Consider the following 17,948-nt stretch of genomic DNA (forward strand, 5'->3'; position numbering starts at 1 on the left):
TCTGCTCCTGGTGGCTCATCGTTCACAGGGCGCGGCCGTCGCCGCTCACAGCTGTTCCATCACGAAGTCGATCTTCGCGGCGCCGCATTCGGGGCACTCCCAGTCCTCCGGGACGTCCTCCCAGCGGGTGCCCGGGGGGATGCCGTCCTCCGGGGCCCCCAGTTCCTCGTAGTAGACCCATCCGCAGAGCAGGCACATCCACGCTCGTTTGGCGGTCACGACACTCGGTTCGTTCACGGGATCACTTCTTCGTCGCTGGTACCGCGCCCGCCGCCGAAGGCGGACGGGCCTTCGGGGCGGCGCGGCTGTGGATCAGGGAATCGCCGGCGCGGGGCGGCTGGTGTGCGCGGAGACGAACGCCGTGACGGTGGCGCTCACCTCCCGGGAGCTGAGGATCCCGATGTGACCGACGCCCGGGGCCGGCACGAGCCGGACTCCGGGGAGTTCCCGGGCGATGGTCTCGGAGTCCGCGTACGGCACCCAGTCGTCGGCCGGGTCGTGCAGGGACAGCACCGGCCAGCTGAGGCCGGCGCCGCGCCGGACGGCGTCCCAGTGGCTGACCGGGACCCCGTTGCGCCGGTGCAGTTCGTCGTAGACGCGCCGCACCGTCTGCGCGGGGACGCGCATGCCCGCGCCGTCCCACCGGTCCAGGACGCCGCCCAGGGTGCAGGCCGGTGCGAGGAGCACCATGGCGTCGAGGTCGGCCCCGCGCAGGGCCAGTCCGCTGAGCGAGGCGATCGTGCCCAGGGAGTGGGTGACGATCACGCGGACCCGGCCTTCCAGGCTGTCCAGTACGGCCGCGACGGCCTGGGTATACTGGGTCATCGTGGCCTGGGAGCCGTCCCACACCCCGTGGGCCGGCGCGTCGAACGCGGCGACGGTGAAGCCGAGCCGCCGCATCGGTTCCACGAAGGAGTGCATGCTGCTGCTGTCGGTCGCCCAGCCGTGCACCAGCAGTGCGATCGGCGCTCCGTCGGCCGGATCACCCCAGAGGTAGCCCCCCGAGATGTCCGGTGAGCCGTGCACCGCGAACCGGCGCGCTCCCAGGGGGAGCACGTTGTCGGGTTTGCGGCCCAGCCGGCGGGTGTCGCTGAACGCGTCGGTGGCCCAGCGGGCCCCGGCGCCCGGAGCGATGAGGCTCAGGGCACTGTGTGCCGCCCGGCGCACGGCTCGGCGCCCTGTCACCGCACGGCCTCGGTGAGCTTCGGGTCGGACGGCTTCGGCGGCACCTTGCTGCCGGAGGCGTCACTGTAGAAGCCGGACTCCGTGTCGTAGAAGTGCAGATGGCGGACGATCTGCCACATCTGACGGAAGGAGAACACCTCCTCGCGCACCATCCCCGGGTACTTCTGCTTCAGGGCCTGCTGGGCCTTGGGCAGGTTGTAGAAGGGGATGACCGGTGCCACGTGGTGGGCCGTGTGGATCGAGATGTTGTGCGTGAGGAACAGGAGCCACTTGGGGTAGACGTAGTCCGTCGTCACCAGGAGCCGGCTGGCATTGCGCGTCCAGTGCTCCGCCGTCAGGTACGGGATGTCGCTGGCGCTGTGGTGCATCAGCGTCGTCGCGCTGAACCAGGCGTGCGTGGCGAGCCACGGCATCGCGAAGTACAGCAGGATCCCCGACCAGCCGGTGAAGTAGACGAGCGCGGCCAGGTACGGGAGGGTCACCGCGAGCACGAAGGCGATGGAACGCTTCACGTCGCGGCGGTGGCCCTCCTTGGGGTAGAAGCCGGGCCGGAAGGCCGACTCCAGCCAGTAGTTCACGGTGCCGCCCCAGAAGGCCCAGGTACGGGTGGCCAGGTAGACGGCCTTCTGGCGCAGCGGCATCCGCGCGTACATGCCGGCCGGCAGGGGACGCCAGTCGGTGTCCAGCTCCAGGTGGTTGGTGCTGGAGTGGTGCATGTTGTGAACGTGGCGCCACGCGTGGAACGGGTAGGCCAGCGGCAGCAGGGACAGGTGTCCGATCGCCGTGTTCAGCTTCCGGTTGCGGGAGAAGGAGCCGTGCCCCGCGTCGTGCGCGATGCAGTGCAGGCCCCAGCCCCCCAGACCGGCCACGATCCACAGCGGCAGGTAGAGCGCCCAGTGCGGGGAGTAGGCCACGCCGACGATCGCGCCGGCGTAGACGAGCCAGCTCACCGCGAACCCGAGCACCCCGCGCCAGACCCGCGGCTCGAAGTAGTCCTTCGGAACCGCCGCCTGGAGCCGTTCACCCTCGATCGCAGCGGACTGCTCAAGGAATTTCTCGAACTGCGCGTCAGGCGCGGTCGGGAAATCAAATGCACCCATGTCGCACCCTCCTAGACTGCCTGCTCCGGGAGCCGGAGCTCCTTGGCCAGGTATCCGCTCAGATCGTCGATGGTCTGGTGCTCGTACAGCAGACCCGGGGAGAGCCGGCGCTCCACGACCTTCTCCAGCGCGCCGGAGACCTGGACGGCGACCCGGGAGTCGAGCCCGTAGGACTCGAAGGTGGTACCGGTGTCTATGTCGGCCTTGGCGATCTTGAGGTGATCGGCGAGATAGCCCATCAGCCAGTCACGCAGGACCTCCTGCGTCAGCGGGCCGCTCGGCTTCACTGCCTTCTTCCTGAACACGCTCGGCTACTCCGTTCTCGTGGTGGCGGAACGACCGGCGCCGGCCATGGCGGCAGCCTGGTCCCGCTTCTTCTGGATCTGTTCCTTGGTCGGCTCGCGCAGCTCCCGCACGACGCCGATCTTGCCGAGACCCGCGATGATCCATCCGCTGAGGTCCGGCTCCCGCCAGGTCACGCCGTGCCGGTAGGAACCGGGGAAGGCGTGGTGGTTGTTCTGCAGCCCCTCACCGAAGGTGAGCAGGGCGACGGGCCAGTTGTTGGCGCTCTTGTCCTCGTTCTCGAAGGGCCGGCCGCCGATGGCGTGGCAGACCGAACCGACCATCCAGGCGGCCTGGTTGGCGAGGAAGATGCGGGCCAGCCCGCCGAAGGCGACACCGGTGACGAAGGACATCCAGGTCTGCTCGACCGCGAGGCCGATCAGGCCGGGAAGGATGACGCCGCTGGCGACCCAGGTGAAGTAGGTGCGGTGGAAGTACATGAGCCGGCGGTCGCGCAGGACGTCCGGCGCGAAGACCGACCACTTGGAGTTCTCGTCGCTGAGCATCCAGGGCATGTGGGCGTACCACAGGCCGTGCATGCGCTGCTTGAAGGTCCGCCCGTGCAGGTTCGGGGAGTGCGGGTCGCCCTCCTGGTCGCTGAAGCGGTGGTGGCGGCGGTGGGTGGTGACCCACCACATGACGGGGCCCTGGGCGCCCATCGAGGCGGTGATCATCATGATCGCCTCGAACACGGGGCCGCTCTTGAAGGCCTTGTGGGCCAGGTAGCGGTGGAAGCCCACCGTGATGCCGAACATGTGGACGAAGTACATGCCGGCGAACAGCCAGATGTCCGTCGCCGTGAAGTTCCCGGTGAACAGGAACCAGGTCGCCGCCGCGGTGCCGATCAGCGGGAGGGTCATGGTGCTCAGCGCGGACAGCCGCTTGGTCCGCAGGCTGATCGGATCGAGCCGGACGATGCCGGGGTGGGCGACCGCCGCGGGGTTGGCCGTGGCCATCAGGTGACTCCCTTTCTGCTTAACTGCTTGCGGTCCGGATACCGGACCTCGGACACCAGCCCCAGCGCGTCCATGGCGCGGATGACGGTCCCGGTCGGGTCGAACTGCCAGAACCCGTGCCGGTTGTGCGCGAGCGACGGCCGGGCGTGGTGGTTGTTGTGCCAGGCCCCGCCGACCGAGATGGGCACCAGCGAGGGCACGTTGCGGCTGCCGTCCCGCGTGGTGTACGGCCGGTTGCCCAGCGTGTGGCCGATGGAGTTGACGGACCAGGTCACGTGGTCGAGGAGGAAGATCCGGACCAGGCCGCCCCACAGGAAGCCGCCGACGGCTCCCCGGGCGGTGCCCGTCAGCGCCCAGCCCAGCAGCGCGGGCAGCGCGAGGCCCAGCAGGACCCAGGTGAAGTAGTGCTGGTTCAGGCGCATCACCAGGCGGTTGCGCACCAGGTCGGGGACGCGCTTGGCCCAGTTCTGGCGGCGCACCCGGAACAGCCAGCCCACGTGGCCGTGCCACAGGCCCCGGATCCGGGCGTACCGGCCGGTGCCCAGCGGCCGCGGGGAGTGGGGGTCCCCGTCGCGGTCGGTGAAGGCGTGGTGCTGGCGGTGCGTGGCCACCCAGAACAGAATCGGTCCCTGCGCGGCCATGCTGCCCGCGATGCCCCACAGCGAGGTCATCACCGGCTTCGCGGCGAAGGAGTGGTGCGAGAAGAAGCGGTGGAAGCCGCCCTCGACGCCGAGCGAGGTGATCACGTACATCCCGGCGAGGAGGCCGAAGTCGACCCAGGAGAAGCCGAAGTTCATCGCGAAGACCACCGCGGCGACCACACCGAGGGTGGGTACCCCCACGGTGACGTACGCCAGCCGGCGGGCCGCGACGTCGATCTCGCCCTCGCCCGGCACGGCCTCGCCGGCGCCGGACTCGGAGGGGCGTCTGACGGTGCGCATGGCGCTGTCGCGGTCGCTCATCACACCGCTCCGCTGCCGGCCAGGGCCTTGAAGGTCTTCAGCGACCCGTCCAGGTACGCCGCGCGGGTCGCCTTGCGGCGGACCTTCCCGCTCGTGGTCATCAGCACCGTGCCGGGCGGCCCGAAGTGCAGCGCCGCCGGGCGCACGCCGTGGTCGGCGGTGACCGCCGCCGTCACCTCGGCGCGCAGTGCCTTCTCCACGGAGGCGAACTCCGAGGAGGTGCCGCGGTACTCGGCGACGACGATCACCTGCTCGTCCTCCGACCCGGAGGCCCCCTCGATCCCGTCGCCGGGCACCGAGAACACCGCGGAGCGGCGCAGTTCGCCGGCGCAGCGCTCCACCGAGACCTCGATGTCCTGCGGGTAGAGGTTGCGGCCGCTGACGACGATGACGTCCTTGAGCCGTCCGGTGACGAACAGCTCCCCGTCGAGTACGAAGCCCAGGTCGCCGGTGCGCAGGTAGGAGGGCTCCGCCGGGTCCGAGCCGGCGGGACGGACCCCGAAGGAGGCGGCGCTGAGCTCCGGCCTGCGCCAGTAGCCGGTGGCCACGTTGGGGCCGGTCACCCACACCTCGCCGACGCGGCCGTCCGGTACCTCGGCCTCGGTGTGCGGGTCGACCACCCGGACCCGGTGGCCCACCGCGACGACTCCGCAGCTGACGGCCTCGACGGTGTCGGCCGCGTCGGCGCCGGCCGGGGCCCGCAGCGCCGTGCCGGTGGCGAGCGCCGCCTTGTCGAGGCGCTCGCGCCGGATCTGGCCGCCGGAGGCGGGCTTGCCGGTGACGAACAGGGTCGCCTCGGCCAGGCCGTAGCAGGGGATGATCGACGCCGGGTCGTAGCCCCGGGGCGCGAACCGCTCGCGGAAGCGCTCCAGCGTCGCGGCGGACACGGGCTCGCTGCCGCAGAACACCTGGCGCAGCGAGGAGAGGTCGAGGGTGTCCAGGGCCTCGTCGGGGACGGAGGTGACCGCCAGGTCGAAGGCGAAGTTCGGGCCGACGGTGATCGTGACCTTGTACTCGGTCAGCGCCTGCAGCCAGCGGTAGGGGTCCTGTACGAAGTGCACCGGCGACATCATGACCAGCGGCCAGCCGCCGTGGACGGCGAGCATGATCGTGCCCATCAGGCCCATGTCGTGGTACGGCGGCAGCCACGAGCAGCCGACCCGGTCGGGCTCCATGCCGGTGTGGGCCTCCAGCACCCGGCAGTTGCTGACCAGGTTCTCGTGGGTCAGCACGATGCCCTTGGGCTCGCCCGTCGACCCGGAGCTGTACTGGAGCAGCGCCGGCTCCGCGAGCCGTACGGGCACCTCGGTGTCGTCGTCCTCCTGGAACAGCGCCTCGTCCGGGAAGATCCACTGGACCTTCCCGGTGCCCTCGGGGTACTGGGCCTCGAAGGCCTCCACGTGCGGGCCGAAGCGGCCGTCGGTGAGCACGGCCTGCGGCTCGCAGTCCAGCACGATGCCGAGGAACCGCTCGGTGGCGCGGCGGCCGAAGGGCGGGAAGGAGGGGACGGCGGTGCAGCCGGCGCGCAGGATGCCGAACAGGCCGGCCACGTAGTCGAGTCCGGGGTCGAGCGCCAGGACCACCCGGCTGCCCTCCAGGCCGCGCCGGGTGAGTTCACGGGCCACCGTGCGCGAACGCAGGTCCAGGTCCCGGTAGGTCCAGTCCACCGGGTGGTCCGTCGTGCCGTCCGGCAGGAACCGGAAGGCGAGGGCTTCCGGTTGCTCCTGCGCCCGGGCCCTGAGGATCTCCGGGAGCGAGGATCCGTCGAGGGGGATGGGGGATGGTGCCATCAGAGAGCGGCCTTTCTGCTCGGTCTGGTCGATCGGCCCGTGCGGGGCCCTTCCGTGCGACCCCCGTGCGGGGGCCCTTGCCGCGATCCGGGCGCGGGCCGGGTGGCGGGCCGGGGGTGGTCAGCCGGTGCGGACCATGCGGAGCTGCTGGGCGGAGCCCAGGTGGGCGCCGGCGGCGTCCCAGGCGTCGATCCATTCCACCGACCAGCCGGAGGTGGCGGCGTGGCGGGTCGTGGCCCTCAGCAGCAGCCAGGGCGAGGAGGCCTTGGCGAGCCCCGCCCCGGGCCGGACCGTGAGCTCCACGGTCGGCACCAGCGCCAGCGTCGAGAGCACCGCGGCGTAGGAGGGAGCCAGCGCGTCCATCAGGAAGACGATGCGCAGGACGTCGGGCGGGCTGTCGTCCTCCACGAGGCGGACCCAGGCCACCAGCTCGGCCTCCTCGCCTCCGGCGTAGGGCCGCGACGACCCGACCGGGCGGATCTCCATGCTCGTGGTGATCGGTACGAATTCCTTTGGGATCGCGAATGGCTCGCATTCCTCGGGACCCGGCACCTCGGGGATCGGAATTGACACCTCCGGCCAGGAGACATCGCCGCCGGACGGGGCGAACACCGCCCAGGAATCGAGCAGCGGACCGCGGTCCGACTCGGCCCGCCCGGACACGATCGTGCTGGAGCGGCCGGCGTGCGTCAGCTCGGTGGTGATCCGCAGCGGAGCGTCGATCGTACGGCCGAACCGCCCTGTGACGCTGACGAGTTCGGCCCCCGGCGCCTTCTCCTGCATGGCCGCGGTCAGCAGGGCGAGCGCCAGCCCGCCGTGCAGCCCGCCGAAGCCCTTGAGGTGCTGCGGGACGGCGATCGGGCCGCCGTGCCAATTCCGCAGAAACCGCCCCGGAGAAATCGCGCCGGGAATCTCTTCGCTCGCATTTTCCTGCATGTGCCCAACCCTATGAGTTTGCCAGCCGCACATGCAAGGGGAATTAATTCCCGAGCGGGCCGGAAAATTGCATGACAAAGAGACGCGCCGGAATAGCGAATTCTGCTTTCCAGGACGTCCGCGCTGCCCTGACGTTCGTTTGGCGAGGGGTGCTCCCCGCGGCGCGGCCGGGCCGCTCCGCGCCGCGGGGGCGCACCGGGCGACTACGCCGGGACCGCCTGCGGGAAGGTGAAGAACCCGTAGACGTCGTACTTGTTCTTGACCCGGCTCAGCCGCGCCAGGTTGGAGCCGTAGTACGCGTCCGCGTAGTTGGTGAGTTCCGTGTCGGGGAAGTTCACGTACGAGTGCCCGTTGGAGTACGGGTCGAACGCGTTGAACAGGCCGTTCAGCCAGCCCGACGCGGCGGCCTCGTCCTCGGCGGCCGGCGTGGAGGAGGCCAGGCTGACGGTCGCCGTCGCGCTGTAGAGCGCGTCGCGGTGCAGCCAGGCCGTGGAGTCGACCGCCGGCTTGTTGGCGTTCTTGCCGAGCCCGAGCAGGCTCACGATGCGGGTCTGCCCGGCCCGCCGGTCCGCGTCGAAGGCGGTCAGGAGCTGGTCCACGCCCGTCTGCGGCATGACGCGGTTGAACATGCGGCCGCGGTTCTTGACCCAGGCCTGGCGCGGCAGCGCGGCCTCGGGGTTGCTGCCGGTGATGTGGCAGGCGTCGGCCGTCTTGTCCTCACAGCCGAAGACCCGCATCATCGCCTTGTCGTACGACAGCTCCTGGACCACGCGGGTGGCCGGGGCGGTGCCGACCAGCGAGGTCAGCAGGGCCAGTTCGGCCTCCAGCTGCTCCATCGAGCCGAAGTGCACGCCCGAGACGATGATCGTCGGGAGGTTGCCCGGCGCCGCGTTGGGCAGCCGGATCAGCCCGCCGCAGGCGAGGTCGGCCGACGCCTGGGCGGACCAGTCGAGGTAACCGGAGACGGCGCGCTGCGCGTTGGCCCAGGTCCAGGTCAGGGTGTAGTGGCCGACCCGGGTGATCTTGGTGGGGGCCACCCGGAAGTCGGTGACCACGCCGAAGTTGCCGCCGCCGCCACCGCGCAGCGCCCACAGCAGGTCGGGGTGGTTGTCCTTGGAGGCGGTGACGATCCGGCCGTCGGCCAGCACCACCTGCGCCGAGACCAGGCGGTCGGAGGCGGGGCCGTACTTGCGGTACTGCCAGCCGGTGCCGCCGCCGGTGATGAAGCCGCCGGGGCTGACCGTCGGGCAGAAACCGGCCGGGACGGTGATGCCGTGCGGGCTCAGCTGGGGCACGACGTCGACGGCCTGGACACCGGGGCCCACGCTTACGGTGTCCGCGCCCGCGCGGACGTGCTTGATCCGGGTGAGGTTGATGACCAGGCCCTCGGTGGTGGACCAGCCGCCGTAGTTGTGGCCGCCGCTGCGCACGGCGGTGTGGATGCCCTGGTCCTGGGCGAAGCGCATCGCGGTGCGGACGTCGCCGGGGGTCTCGGCGTAGACGACCGCCTGGGGGTAGATGTTGTCGAACTGCGCGTTGGCCAGCTGGCGGGCGCGCTCGTACTGGGCGTCGCCCGGCAGTACGAGGTCGCCGGTGAGCGAGGCACCGAGGCGTTCCCAGGCACCCGTGGCACGGCGGCGGCGCGGGCTGGCGCTCGCCATGCCGACCGTGGCGGCGGTGGCGGTGATGCCGGCGCCGGCCGCGAGCAGAGTCCTACGGTTGATCATGAGGAAGATCCTTCTGTAGTACGTATGGCATGCCATGGCAGTTGGCTCGTGGGCCGGTCGGCGAGGGCCCGGGCCCGGGCCCTCAGGAGGCGCTGCCAGCGCGGGGCGCGCCCGGCCGGGCCCGCCTCCCGTCCGGTCCCCACCCACTCGGTGACGGGACGGATGCCGTGCAGCGCGTTGACCAGCCAGACCTCTCGGTCGTACAGGTCCTGCGGGGTGGCCCTGGAACGGCGTACGACGACGCCGCTCTCCAGGGCCTGACGGACCAGCAGGGCCCGGGTGACCCCGGGCAGCAGGTGGTCGTCGGTGTCCGGCAGGCACAGTTCGTACCCCTCCCACCACAGGAGGCTGGCCGTGGTGGATTCCGTGGCCAGGCCGTCCCGGGTGGTGAACAGGGCGTCGTCCGCGCCGGCCGCCTGGGCCATCGCCTTGATCTCGGCGAGCACCCCGAGGTCGGGTCCTTTGCGGCGGGGCTGCGCGCGGGGGTCCGCGTGCGGCCAGGTGAGGATCCGGACGCCGCCGAGCAGCCGGGGCGCCCGCCGGATCCACAGCGCGAGGCTCGCGTCCTCGCGCAGTTCGGTACGGGGGAACCAGGACCCGGTCCGGGGCAGTTCGGCGAGGGCGCCCTGCCAGAACCGCTCCAGGGTGGCCGGGCTCAGCCCGAGTTGGACGCAGGCACCGGAGAACCGGCTCACATGGTGCTCGATGCCGCGGACCCGTCCGTCCTCCACCAGCCAGGAGTCGGCCGCGAGGAGGCCGTCCTGCCGGTCGGGGGCGGGGGCGAAACCCGTGACGCTGTCCCACAGGAGCCGGCCTTCGGCGGCTGCGTCCGTCATGTCAGTACTTCCCCTTGCTGCTGTTGGTCGGCGCTCCCGTTCGCGGTCCGTACGGGGCGCGCTCCAGCCACTCGCCCAGGGAGGGCACCACCGGCGAGAGCGCGGCGCCGAGCGCCTGCTTGAACCGGGTGAACTCGCTCTTGGGGCGCAGGTGGGCCAGCGCGGTGCGGGCGGCCTCGCTGTTGAACTGCGCGGCCTGCTTGCGCTCGGAGTTGAACGCGGCGATGGAGCTGACCCGGTCGGCCGGGTTGGCCAGGGCCTTGGCCACCGCGTCGGCGGCCGCCGCCGAGTCGGCGATGCCGCTGTTCATGCCGCGGGCGCCGAAGGGCGGGAAGAGGTGGGAGGCCTCGCCGACCAGCAGGACCCGGTGCCGCGGGTCCGTAAAGGAGTCCGCGACGACGTGCAGGAACTTGTAGCGCGAGACCCACAGCAGCCGGTCGGCGTACTTCTGGCCGACGACCTTGGTCACCCAGCGGCGTGCGGCCTCCTCGTCGGCCCACTCGGCGGGGTCGTCGCCGTCCTTGCACTGGAGGTCGAGCTGGAAGCCGCCGGCGAACGGCACCCGCATCACGCTGCGCCCGCCGAGCGCGGGGTGCTCGTAGACGAACACCCGCTCCAGCGGCATCGGGTCCTCGGGGTCCTCCTCGATGTCGACGACGACGTGGAAGGCCTCGGAGCGCTCGCCCACCATGTCGATCCCCTGCGAGCGGCGGACCTGGGAGCGGGCGCCGTCCGCGCCGATCACGTACTCGGCCTCCCAGACGGTGCCGTCCTCGGTGTAGAGGCGGGCGCTGTCCTGGTAGGTCTCCACGCCGGTGACGGCCGCGCCCCATCGGAAGGTGACGCCGGCGTCGAGGCAGGCGGCCAGCAGGTGCCGCTCGGTCTCGATCTGGCGCAGGCTGGTGAAGGGCGGGATGAAGTCGGCGCGCGGCGGCTGCGGCGGGTAGCTGCGCGCGAAGACCTCCTTGTCGCGGTAGATGGTGCGCCGGGTGGGCCACACGACTCCGTTGTTCACCAGGGTGCGGTCCAGCCCCGGGCTGATCCTGCCGAGCAGGTTCAGCGATTCCCGGTGGACGAACAGGGCCCGGCTGCCGGGGCGCACCCGGTCCTCCGGTTCGGCTTCCAGGACGGTGACCGGCAGGCCGTGGCTGCGCAGGGCGAGGGCCGCGGTGAGCCCGACCGGGCCGGCGCCGACGACCAGGGCCGGGATCGGTCCGGGCCCGTTGGGGTTCTGGGACATTGACAGCTCTTCCGCTCTTCCGCTCTTCGGGGTTCGGGTCCGCAGTTCCGGGCGGATCAGCCGGCCGTGCCGACGGTGGGCGCGGTGTTCTCGCGGAGCATCTTGGTGATCTCCACCCGGCGGACCTTCCAGGTCGAGGTGCGCGGCACCTCGTTGAACGGCCAGTGCAGGGGGGCGGCCAGGGCCGGCAGGTCGGCGGTGGCGCGGGCCCAGCGCTCGGGGTCGAGGGGGGCGTCGCGGCGGGTGCAGATGACGGGGACGGGCTCGCCCTCGGGGCCGATGACGATGATCGCCTCCAGCAGCTCCTCCAGGCGCGACATCAGGACGTCCTCGACTTCGAGGCTGCTGTCGATCGCCTCGATCTGGTCGATCTCGCGGTCGATCAGGTGGAGCTTGCCGAAGCGGCCGAGGTAGCCCATGTCGCCGAGCCGCCACCAGCCCTCGTTGATGTTCTTCAGGTAGCGGTTGTGCTCGCCGAGGTACGTCATGATCGTGCTGCGGCCGCGCAGTTCGAGGTGTCCGGGCTTGCCCTTGGCCACCGGGTGGCCGGACTCGTCGACAACCCGCAGCTTGATGAAGCCGGGCAGGACGTAGCCGACGTCGCGGCCGTCGTTCTTCTCGGCGCTCTTCTCGGTGTACCAGGCGCCGGAGATCGGGCCGGTCTCGCTCTGCCCGTACAGCTGGACCAGCAGCGGGCGGGGCCGCGTGGAGGCCTTGAGCAGGCGCTGGATGGTGCGCGGGTGGATGGCGTCGAAGGTGCTGCTGTAGTAGCGGACGCTGGACAGCGGGGCGCCGGGGGCGTCGGCCAGGTCCTCCCACTGGATGAAGTTGTTCGGGTGGGTCTCGACCAGGCCCGGGCGGTGGCGCACGAAGATCGGGGCGATCTTGTCCGGGTCCGGGTCGTTCAGGATGACCATCGGGTTGCCGTAGTTGAGGAACACGCCGAGGGAGTGGAAGAAGCGCGAGTGCACGAAGGACATGCACAGCGCGACGGTCTCCTTCTTGCGGATCGGCCAGGCGATCATCTGCTGCGGCAGCAGGCGGTGGAACAGGCCGCGCGCGTTGTGGACCATCAGCTTGGAGACGCCCGTGGTGCCCGAGGTGTGCGTGATGAGCGCGGGCTGCGTCGCGTGCAGCTGGACGGCGGGGCGCCTGGAGACGTCCGTGAAGTCCGCGATCCGGCGCAGGCCGCCGAACTCGGCGGTGCCGGCCAGTACGGTCTCGTGCGTCAGCTCCTTGACGGCCACGCCGTCCAGCGGGCCGGTCAGCTTCGTGGCGTCGGAGATCAGCCAGGGCTGGTCGAGGCGGGCCAGCAGCTGGGCCACGATCTCGCCGGGCAGCGCGGAGGACACCATCACGGGGACGGCGCCGACGCGGGCCACGGCGCAGGCCAGCAGGTGGATGTCGAAGTTGTCGTCCTTGTGGACGGCGACGCGCTCGGTCGGCCGGATGCCTATCGCCCACAGGCGGGCCGCGAGGTCGTCGACCACGTCGGCCAGGGAGGCGTAGGAGAAGTTCGTGCCGAGATCGGGGAAGGTCGCGAGGGGCTGGTCGAGGGTGACCGGGGTGCCCGGGAACTTGGCGGCGGCCTTCTCCCACAACTGGCCCAGGTAGAAGGCCTGCTCGGGCAGCGGGTTGGCGAACTTCGGGAGAGAGAACATGGACCTGCTGCTTTCTTGGTGGGTGGAGGGGGTGGGGAGGTTCACCAGCTGCCTTGCCGGATGAGGAAGCGCTGAAGTTTTCCGGTTGCGGTGCGCGGCAGGCTCTCGACGACCTGCACGGCGCGCGGCACCTTGTACGGCTCCAGGACCGCGCGGGCCAGCCCGACGAGTTCGGGCTCCAGCTCCGCCGTGTCGTGGGCGTCCGGCCGCAGGACGACGAAGGCGCGCAGTTTGGAGGCGCCCCGGTCGTTGGGGACGCACGCGACCGCGATGTCGCGGACGGCCGGGTGGCGGGCCAGTACCTGCTCGATCTCCAGGGGCGAGAAGGTGATGCCGCCGACCATTTCGAGGTCGTCGGTGCGGCCGCTGTGCGTGAGGGTGCCGTCCTCGCCCCGCACCACCCGGTCACGGGTGTTGAGCCAGCCCTCGACGAGGGTGCGGGCGGTTTCCTCGGGGAGCCCGAGGTAGCCGCGGGTGACCGTGGGCCCGCGGACCCACAGTTCGCCGGCGACCCCGTCCGGTACGGGTGTGCCGTCGCGGTCGCGGACCTCGGCCTCGAAGCCGGGGACGGGCCGGCCGACGGTGCCGGGCTCGTGGAAGAAGTCGCCGTTGGTGGCGATGGCGTGGCCCGCCTCGGTGGAGCCCAGCTGGTCGTAGAGCGGGGCCCCGAGGAAGGCGGCGGCGCGCTCGCGCAGTTCGTCGGTGAGCCGTTCCCCGGCGGAGACGGCCGCCCGTACGGTGGCGAAGTCCGCGGGGTCGGTCTCCGCGAGGATGTTGGCGTACGCGGAGGGCACGGCGTAGAGGTAGGTGACCCGGTGCCGGGCGACGAGCTCGGCGATCCTGGCGGGCCTGGGGGGTCCGGGTTCCAGGACGGCGGCGCCGCCCGACCAGAGCGGGAACGCCAGGGCGTTGCCCAGCCCGTAGGCGAAGAACAGCTTGGAGACCGACAGGGCGATGTCGTCCCGGCCGAAGCCGATGACCTGCTTGCCGGCGCCGCTGTAGTAGATCTCCATGTCCTCGTGGCGGTGGACGACGCCCTTGGGCAGGCCGGTCGTGCCGGAGGTGTACTGGATGTAGAGCGGGTGGTCGGGGCCGAGCCGGGCCGCGGGGGCCGGGTCCTCCTCGGCGGCGCGCTCGACGAGCTGGGCGCCCGTCAGGTGCGCCAGGCCCGGGAACCGTTCGGCGAGGCCGGCCTCGGAGACGACCAGAACGGCTTCGCTGTCCTTGGCGACGTAGGCGTGGCGGTCGGCGGTGAGTCCGGGGTTGGCGAGCACCGCCACCGCGCCGAGGCGGGCCGAGGCGAGGAAGGCGACGACCCAGGCGATGCCGTCGGGCAGGGTGATCAGAACGCTGCTTCCCTGGCCGACGCCGTGCCCGGCGAGTACGGAGGCGGCGCGGGCGGCGAGGCTGTGCACCTCTCCGTGCGTGACGGTCCGGTCTCCCTCGTAATAGGCGATCCGGTCCGTCCACCCGCTCCGGAGCGCTTCCTCTCCGAGAGCTGCGGCCATGTTCATAGCGTGTGACTCCTGTGGTCGACTCGTGGCGGAACGTGGGGTGTGGGGTGTGGTGTGGGGGGGGTGGTGGTGTGGGGGGCCGCCGCCCGGCCCGCGGGGGTGACCGGCCGGGCGGCGGGGCCGGGCGGCCGGTCAGGCAGCGAGCGGCTTCTTGACGCGGATCGCGCGCAGCGGGGCGGAGGCCTTGAGGACCATCTCGTCGAACTCCTCGTCGGCGTCCGAGTCGAGGATGATCGCGCCGCCGGCGCCCACCCGCCACTGGTCGCCGACCTTCACGGCGGTGCGGATGACGATGTTCAGGTCCGCGGTGCCGTTGGTGGAGAGCAGCCCGATCGATCCGGAGTAGACCCCGCGGGCCTCGTTCTCCAGCTCGTCGATGATCTCCATCGTGCGGAGCTTGGGGGCTCCGGTCATCGAGCCGCCGGGGAAGCAGGCCCGCACCACGTCGACGGCGTCGGTTCCGGTACGGATCTTGCCGCGGATGGTCGACACCAGCTGGTGCACCGTGGTGTAGGACTCGGTGACCATTAGCCGCGGCACGTGGACGGTTCCGACCTCGCAGACGCGCCCGAGGTCGTTGCGGAGCAGGTCCACGATCATCAGGTTCTCGGCGCGGGTCTTGGGGCTGGCGGCGAGCGAGGCGCGCAGGGCCTCGTCCTCCACCGGGTCGGCGCTGCGCGGGACGGTGCCCTTGATGGGCTTGGTCTCCACGACCCCGGACCGGTCGATGGAGAGGAACCGCTCCGGGGAGGAGCTGGCGATCTCCAGGTCACCCAGGCGCAGGTACGCGGCGTACGGCGCGGGGTTGGACCTGCGCAGCGCCCGGTAGTAGTCGTAGCCCTCGCCCTCGGCGGGCAGCCAGGCGGAGGTGGTGAGGCAGACCTCGTAGCTCTCGCCGGAGCGCAGGTTGCGCTGGATCTCGTCGATCCGGGCCCGGTACTCCTCGCGGCCGTGGGTGAGCCAGGGCTCGGGGTCCACGCCCTCGCCGGCCTCGACGGGCTGCGCCGGGCGGAGCGAGAGGAGGGTCGCGGCGGTCGTGTCGAGCCACCGCAGGGCGGCGGACTCGGTGCCCGGCTCGGTGTCGCTGAGGGCCAGCAGGTAGGTGGCGCCCTCCTGGTGGTCGACGACGATGACCCGGTCGGCGAAGATCCAGACGGCGTCGGGGGTCGGCGAGACGTGCTTGTTCACCGAGCCGAGGTCGCCCTTGAGCTCGTAGCCGAAGTAGCCGACGTAGCCGCCCGTGAAGTCGAAGGGCAGGTCGGGCACGTCGAGGCGGCGCCGGCGCAACTGCGCCTGGAGGTAGTCGAAGACCGAGCCGGGGACGCGCTGCGGCAGCCGGCCGGTACGGACGACCTCCACCTCCCCGTCGGTCAGGTGGTAGGTGACGGTCTCGGCGAGCGGGCCGGTGGAGTCGCCCAGGTAGGAGAACCGGGAGCGGCCGGGCTCGACGTGGGCGCTGTCCAGCCAGAAGGCCGGGGCGCCGGAGCCCGCGTACAGGTGGGTGAAGGCGGCCTCGGTGTCGATGGCCGTCTCGATGGTGCGCAGGTGGACCCGGTAGCCGGCGGCCGGCTCCTCGGTGGTGGCCTGCACCGGCGCCTTCGCGCCGACGGCCTTGGCGGCCCCGGCGGTCTCCCGCTCGGGGGCGGTGGGGCGGGGGTGGGCGTTCCAGTGGGCCTGGGTGAGGTCCCGGAAGTTCGCCATCATGCCGCGGCCGTGCTCGGTGGAGACGGACTCGGGGTGGAACTGGACGCCCCAGACCGGGCGGGTGCGGTGGCGCAGGCCCATGATGACCCCGTCCTCCGACCAGGCGGTGGCCTCAAGGGAGTCCGGGAGGGGCTCGGCGACGCTCAGCGAGTGGTAGCGCACGGCGGTGAAGCCCTGCGGCAGACCGGCGAAGATGTCGCGCTCGTCATGGGTGATGGGGCTGAGGAAGCCGTGCCGCGGCTCGGGGGCGGGCACGATCTCGGCGCCCTCGCCCTGGCCGATGCCCTGGTGGCCCAGGCACACGCCGAGCACGGGCACGGGGGAGGTCTCCAGGATGTGCGCGGAGACGCCGAAGTCGCGGGGCCGGGCCGGGTGGCCGGGTCCGGGGGAGATCACGACGTTGTCGAAGGCGGCCAGGTCGATGCCGGCGGCGGCGGGGTCGTCGTTGGTCACGACGACCGGTTCGACTCCGTTGACCTCGGCTATCAGCTGGAACAGGTTGTAGGTGTACGAGTCGTAGTTGTCGATCAACAGGGTTCTCATCACGCGGCTTTCTCGGGAGTCGCGGGCGAACGGCAGCACGGCGGTGATCCGGTCAGCCTCGGGAAATGAGCTCGGAGACGGTCCGAGCGGTGAGCAGTGCCTGGTCGTCGTTGAGGCGCGGGTCGCACAGGGTGCGGTAAGCGCGCCGCAGGCCCGCCTCGTCCTTGGGGCCGCCGGCGCCGAGGCACTCGGTCACGCGGTCGCCGGCGATCTCCAGGTGCACGCCGCCCGGCCACTGGTCCGCGCCGAACAGCACCTCGAAGAAGCCGGTGATCTCGTCGTGGATGTCGCCCATCCGCCGGGCCTTGAGCCCGCCGGGGGTGGTGATGGTGTTGCCGTGCATCGGGTCGCAGACCCAGGCCACGTCGTGGCCCGCCGCGCGGACGGCCTTGACCAGGCCGGGCAGGACCTCGCGGACCCGGCCGGCGCCGAAGCGTCCGATCAGGGTGAGGCGGCCGGGCCGGCGGTGCCGGTCCAGGCGGGCGCAGAGTTCGACGAGGGCCTCGGGGCTGGTGCCCGGGCCGACCTTGCAGGCCACCGGGTTGGCGACCTGGGCGAGGAAGGCGACGTGGGCGCCGTCCAGGCGCCGGGTGCGCTCGCCGATCCAGGGCAGGTGGGTGGAGAGCAGGTAGTGCTCCCCGGTGTGGGAGTCGCGCCGGACCAGGGACTGTTCGTAGTCCAGTACGAGTGCCTCGTGGCTGGTCCACAGGCCGGTACGGCGCCAGGTGCCGCCCAGCTTGCTGGTCTGGCCGTACTCCTTGAGCACGGACCGCAGGCTGCCGTCCCAGGTGCGGGTGGGCAGGATCTGGCGGCCCTCGCCGCCCCGCGCGTCCCACGGGTGGATCGCGGAGGCGGATTCGTGGGCCATCAGGTGCAGCTCGTTGAGGACGGCACGGGCGGTGCCGTAGGCGGTGAGCATCCGGTACGGGTCGGGGATCCGCGCGGCCGCCTCGGGGGCGGACTCGTTGACCATGTCGCCCCGGTAGACCGGCAGGACCTGGTCGCCGACGGTCTCCTCGGGCTTGGAGCGCGGCTTGGCGTACTGGCCGGCGATCCGGCCGACGGTGACGGTCGGCAGGTCGCCGGCGCCGCTGATGATCTCGGCCATCTCCCCGATGACGCGGTGCTTGCCGCGGACCGCGGCGAGACCGGCGGCGCCGACGGGTTCGGCACAGTCGCCCGCCTGGAGCAGGAAGGCCCGGCCGGCCGCGACGTGCGTCAGGGCGGAGCCCAGCCGGCGCACGTCGGCGGCCGCGGTGAGGGCGGGGGCCAGGGCCAGCTGGTCCTGGACGTGGGCGGCCTTGGAGGGGTCGGGCCACGTGGGCTGCTGGTCGGCCGGCAGGTTGCGCCACTCGGTCGTGGGGAGCGGCAGCCCGGCGGGCACCGGTACGGCCGGCAGGTAATCGGCGAAGGTCACTGCTCATCTCTTCCGTCGGTGTGGCGGCAAGGGGG

General features: G+C 71.7%; 15 protein-coding genes. All 15 read right to left on the reverse strand.

What is annotated here, in order from left to right:
* Positions 1–45: 45 nt before the first annotated feature.
* The gene (locus IE248_RS32110; protein WP_434093861.1) at positions 46–237 is read right to left on the reverse strand and encodes a rubredoxin; all 192 of its coding nucleotides are present in this window, start codon (positions 235–237) and stop codon (positions 46–48) included.
* A gap of 75 nt (positions 238–312) precedes the next feature.
* Positions 313–1,167 (reverse strand): alpha/beta fold hydrolase, encoded by an 855-nt coding sequence (locus IE248_RS32115; RefSeq protein WP_229895683.1) that lies wholly within the window; start codon positions 1,165–1,167, stop codon positions 313–315.
* 14 nt (positions 1,168–1,181) lie between these two features.
* Positions 1,182–2,285, reverse strand: coding sequence for a fatty acid desaturase (locus IE248_RS32120; protein ID WP_008740542.1), 1,104 nt, complete (start codon positions 2,283–2,285; stop codon positions 1,182–1,184).
* A gap of 11 nt (positions 2,286–2,296) precedes the next feature.
* Positions 2,297–2,590 (reverse strand): acyl carrier protein, encoded by a 294-nt coding sequence (locus IE248_RS32125; protein ID WP_008740541.1) that lies wholly within the window; start codon positions 2,588–2,590, stop codon positions 2,297–2,299.
* 6 nt (positions 2,591–2,596) lie between these two features.
* The gene (locus tag IE248_RS32130) at positions 2,597–3,583 is read right to left on the reverse strand and encodes an acyl-CoA desaturase (protein ID WP_073776704.1); all 987 of its coding nucleotides are present in this window, start codon (positions 3,581–3,583) and stop codon (positions 2,597–2,599) included.
* The gene (locus tag IE248_RS32135) at positions 3,583–4,545 is read right to left on the reverse strand and encodes an acyl-CoA desaturase (protein WP_008740539.1); all 963 of its coding nucleotides are present in this window, start codon (positions 4,543–4,545) and stop codon (positions 3,583–3,585) included. Before IE248_RS32135 ends, IE248_RS32130 begins: the two co-directional genes overlap by 1 nt.
* A complete protein-coding gene (locus tag IE248_RS32140; protein WP_229895684.1) occupies positions 4,545–6,335 on the reverse strand; it encodes a fatty acyl-AMP ligase in 1,791 nt (596 codons plus the stop codon). The genes IE248_RS32135 and IE248_RS32140 overlap by 1 nt, the downstream gene beginning before the upstream one ends.
* A gap of 120 nt (positions 6,336–6,455) precedes the next feature.
* Positions 6,456–7,271, reverse strand: coding sequence for a thioesterase family protein (locus IE248_RS32145; RefSeq protein ID WP_268254113.1), 816 nt, complete (start codon positions 7,269–7,271; stop codon positions 6,456–6,458).
* A gap of 203 nt (positions 7,272–7,474) precedes the next feature.
* Positions 7,475–8,998 carry an FAD-binding oxidoreductase gene (locus tag IE248_RS32150; RefSeq protein WP_008740535.1) on the reverse strand — a complete coding sequence of 508 codons (1,524 nt, stop codon included), beginning with the start codon at positions 8,996–8,998 and terminating at the stop codon, positions 7,475–7,477.
* Entirely contained in the window at positions 8,995–9,834 is an 840-nt protein-coding gene (locus IE248_RS32155) for an aminotransferase class IV (protein ID WP_079195908.1), read from the reverse strand. Before IE248_RS32155 ends, IE248_RS32150 begins: the two co-directional genes overlap by 4 nt.
* 1 nt (position 9,835) lies before the next feature.
* Positions 9,836–11,074, reverse strand: coding sequence for an FAD-dependent monooxygenase (locus IE248_RS32160; RefSeq protein ID WP_008740533.1), 1,239 nt, complete (start codon positions 11,072–11,074; stop codon positions 9,836–9,838).
* Between the two features lie 56 nt (positions 11,075–11,130).
* Complete coding sequence (locus IE248_RS32165) at positions 11,131–12,735, reverse strand: class I adenylate-forming enzyme family protein (RefSeq protein WP_037792363.1); 1,605 nt, start codon at positions 12,733–12,735, stop codon at positions 11,131–11,133.
* A gap of 41 nt (positions 12,736–12,776) precedes the next feature.
* Positions 12,777–14,243, reverse strand: a complete 1,467-nt coding sequence (locus IE248_RS32170; protein WP_308438200.1) for an AMP-binding protein — start codon at positions 14,241–14,243, stop codon at positions 12,777–12,779.
* 138 nt (positions 14,244–14,381) lie between these two features.
* Positions 14,382–16,496 carry an aminodeoxychorismate synthase component I gene (gene pabB / locus IE248_RS32175; protein ID WP_037792401.1) on the reverse strand — a complete coding sequence of 705 codons (2,115 nt, stop codon included), beginning with the start codon at positions 16,494–16,496 and terminating at the stop codon, positions 14,382–14,384.
* A 52-nt stretch (positions 16,497–16,548) separates the two neighbouring features.
* Positions 16,549–17,913, reverse strand: coding sequence for a 3-deoxy-7-phosphoheptulonate synthase (locus IE248_RS32180; RefSeq protein ID WP_008740523.1), 1,365 nt, complete (start codon positions 17,911–17,913; stop codon positions 16,549–16,551).
* Positions 17,914–17,948 lie beyond the last annotated feature (35 nt).

This window comes from Streptomyces goshikiensis, from assembly GCF_014650555.1.
Classification (GTDB): Bacteria; Actinomycetota; Actinomycetes; order Streptomycetales; family Streptomycetaceae; genus Streptomyces; species Streptomyces goshikiensis.

Bases quoted from the DNA above. Each gene is read 5' to 3' on its own strand.
- IE248_RS32120 (WP_008740542.1), bottom strand. From the start codon at position 2,285: ATGGGTGCATTTGATTTCCCGACCGCGCCTGACGCGCAGTTCGAGAAA.
- IE248_RS32130 (WP_073776704.1), bottom strand. From the start codon at position 3,583: ATGGCCACGGCCAACCCCGCGGCGGTCGCCCACCCCGGCATCGTCCGG.
- IE248_RS32135 (WP_008740539.1), bottom strand. From the start codon at position 4,545: ATGAGCGACCGCGACAGCGCCATGCGCACCGTCAGACGCCCCTCCGAG.
- IE248_RS32140 (WP_229895684.1), bottom strand. From the start codon at position 6,335: ATGGCACCATCCCCCATCCCCCTCGACGGATCCTCGCTCCCGGAGATC.
- IE248_RS32145 (WP_268254113.1), bottom strand. From the start codon at position 7,271: ATGCAGGAAAATGCGAGCGAAGAGATTCCCGGCGCGATTTCTCCGGGG.
- IE248_RS32150 (WP_008740535.1), bottom strand. From the start codon at position 8,998: ATGATCAACCGTAGGACTCTGCTCGCGGCCGGCGCCGGCATCACCGCC.
- IE248_RS32155 (WP_079195908.1), bottom strand. From the start codon at position 9,834: ATGACGGACGCAGCCGCCGAAGGCCGGCTCCTGTGGGACAGCGTCACG.
- IE248_RS32160 (WP_008740533.1), bottom strand. From the start codon at position 11,074: ATGTCCCAGAACCCCAACGGGCCCGGACCGATCCCGGCCCTGGTCGTC.
- IE248_RS32165 (WP_037792363.1), bottom strand. From the start codon at position 12,735: ATGTTCTCTCTCCCGAAGTTCGCCAACCCGCTGCCCGAGCAGGCCTTC.
- IE248_RS32170 (WP_308438200.1), bottom strand. From the start codon at position 14,243: ATGGCCGCAGCTCTCGGAGAGGAAGCGCTCCGGAGCGGGTGGACGGAC.
- pabB (WP_037792401.1), bottom strand. From the start codon at position 16,496: ATGAGAACCCTGTTGATCGACAACTACGACTCGTACACCTACAACCTG.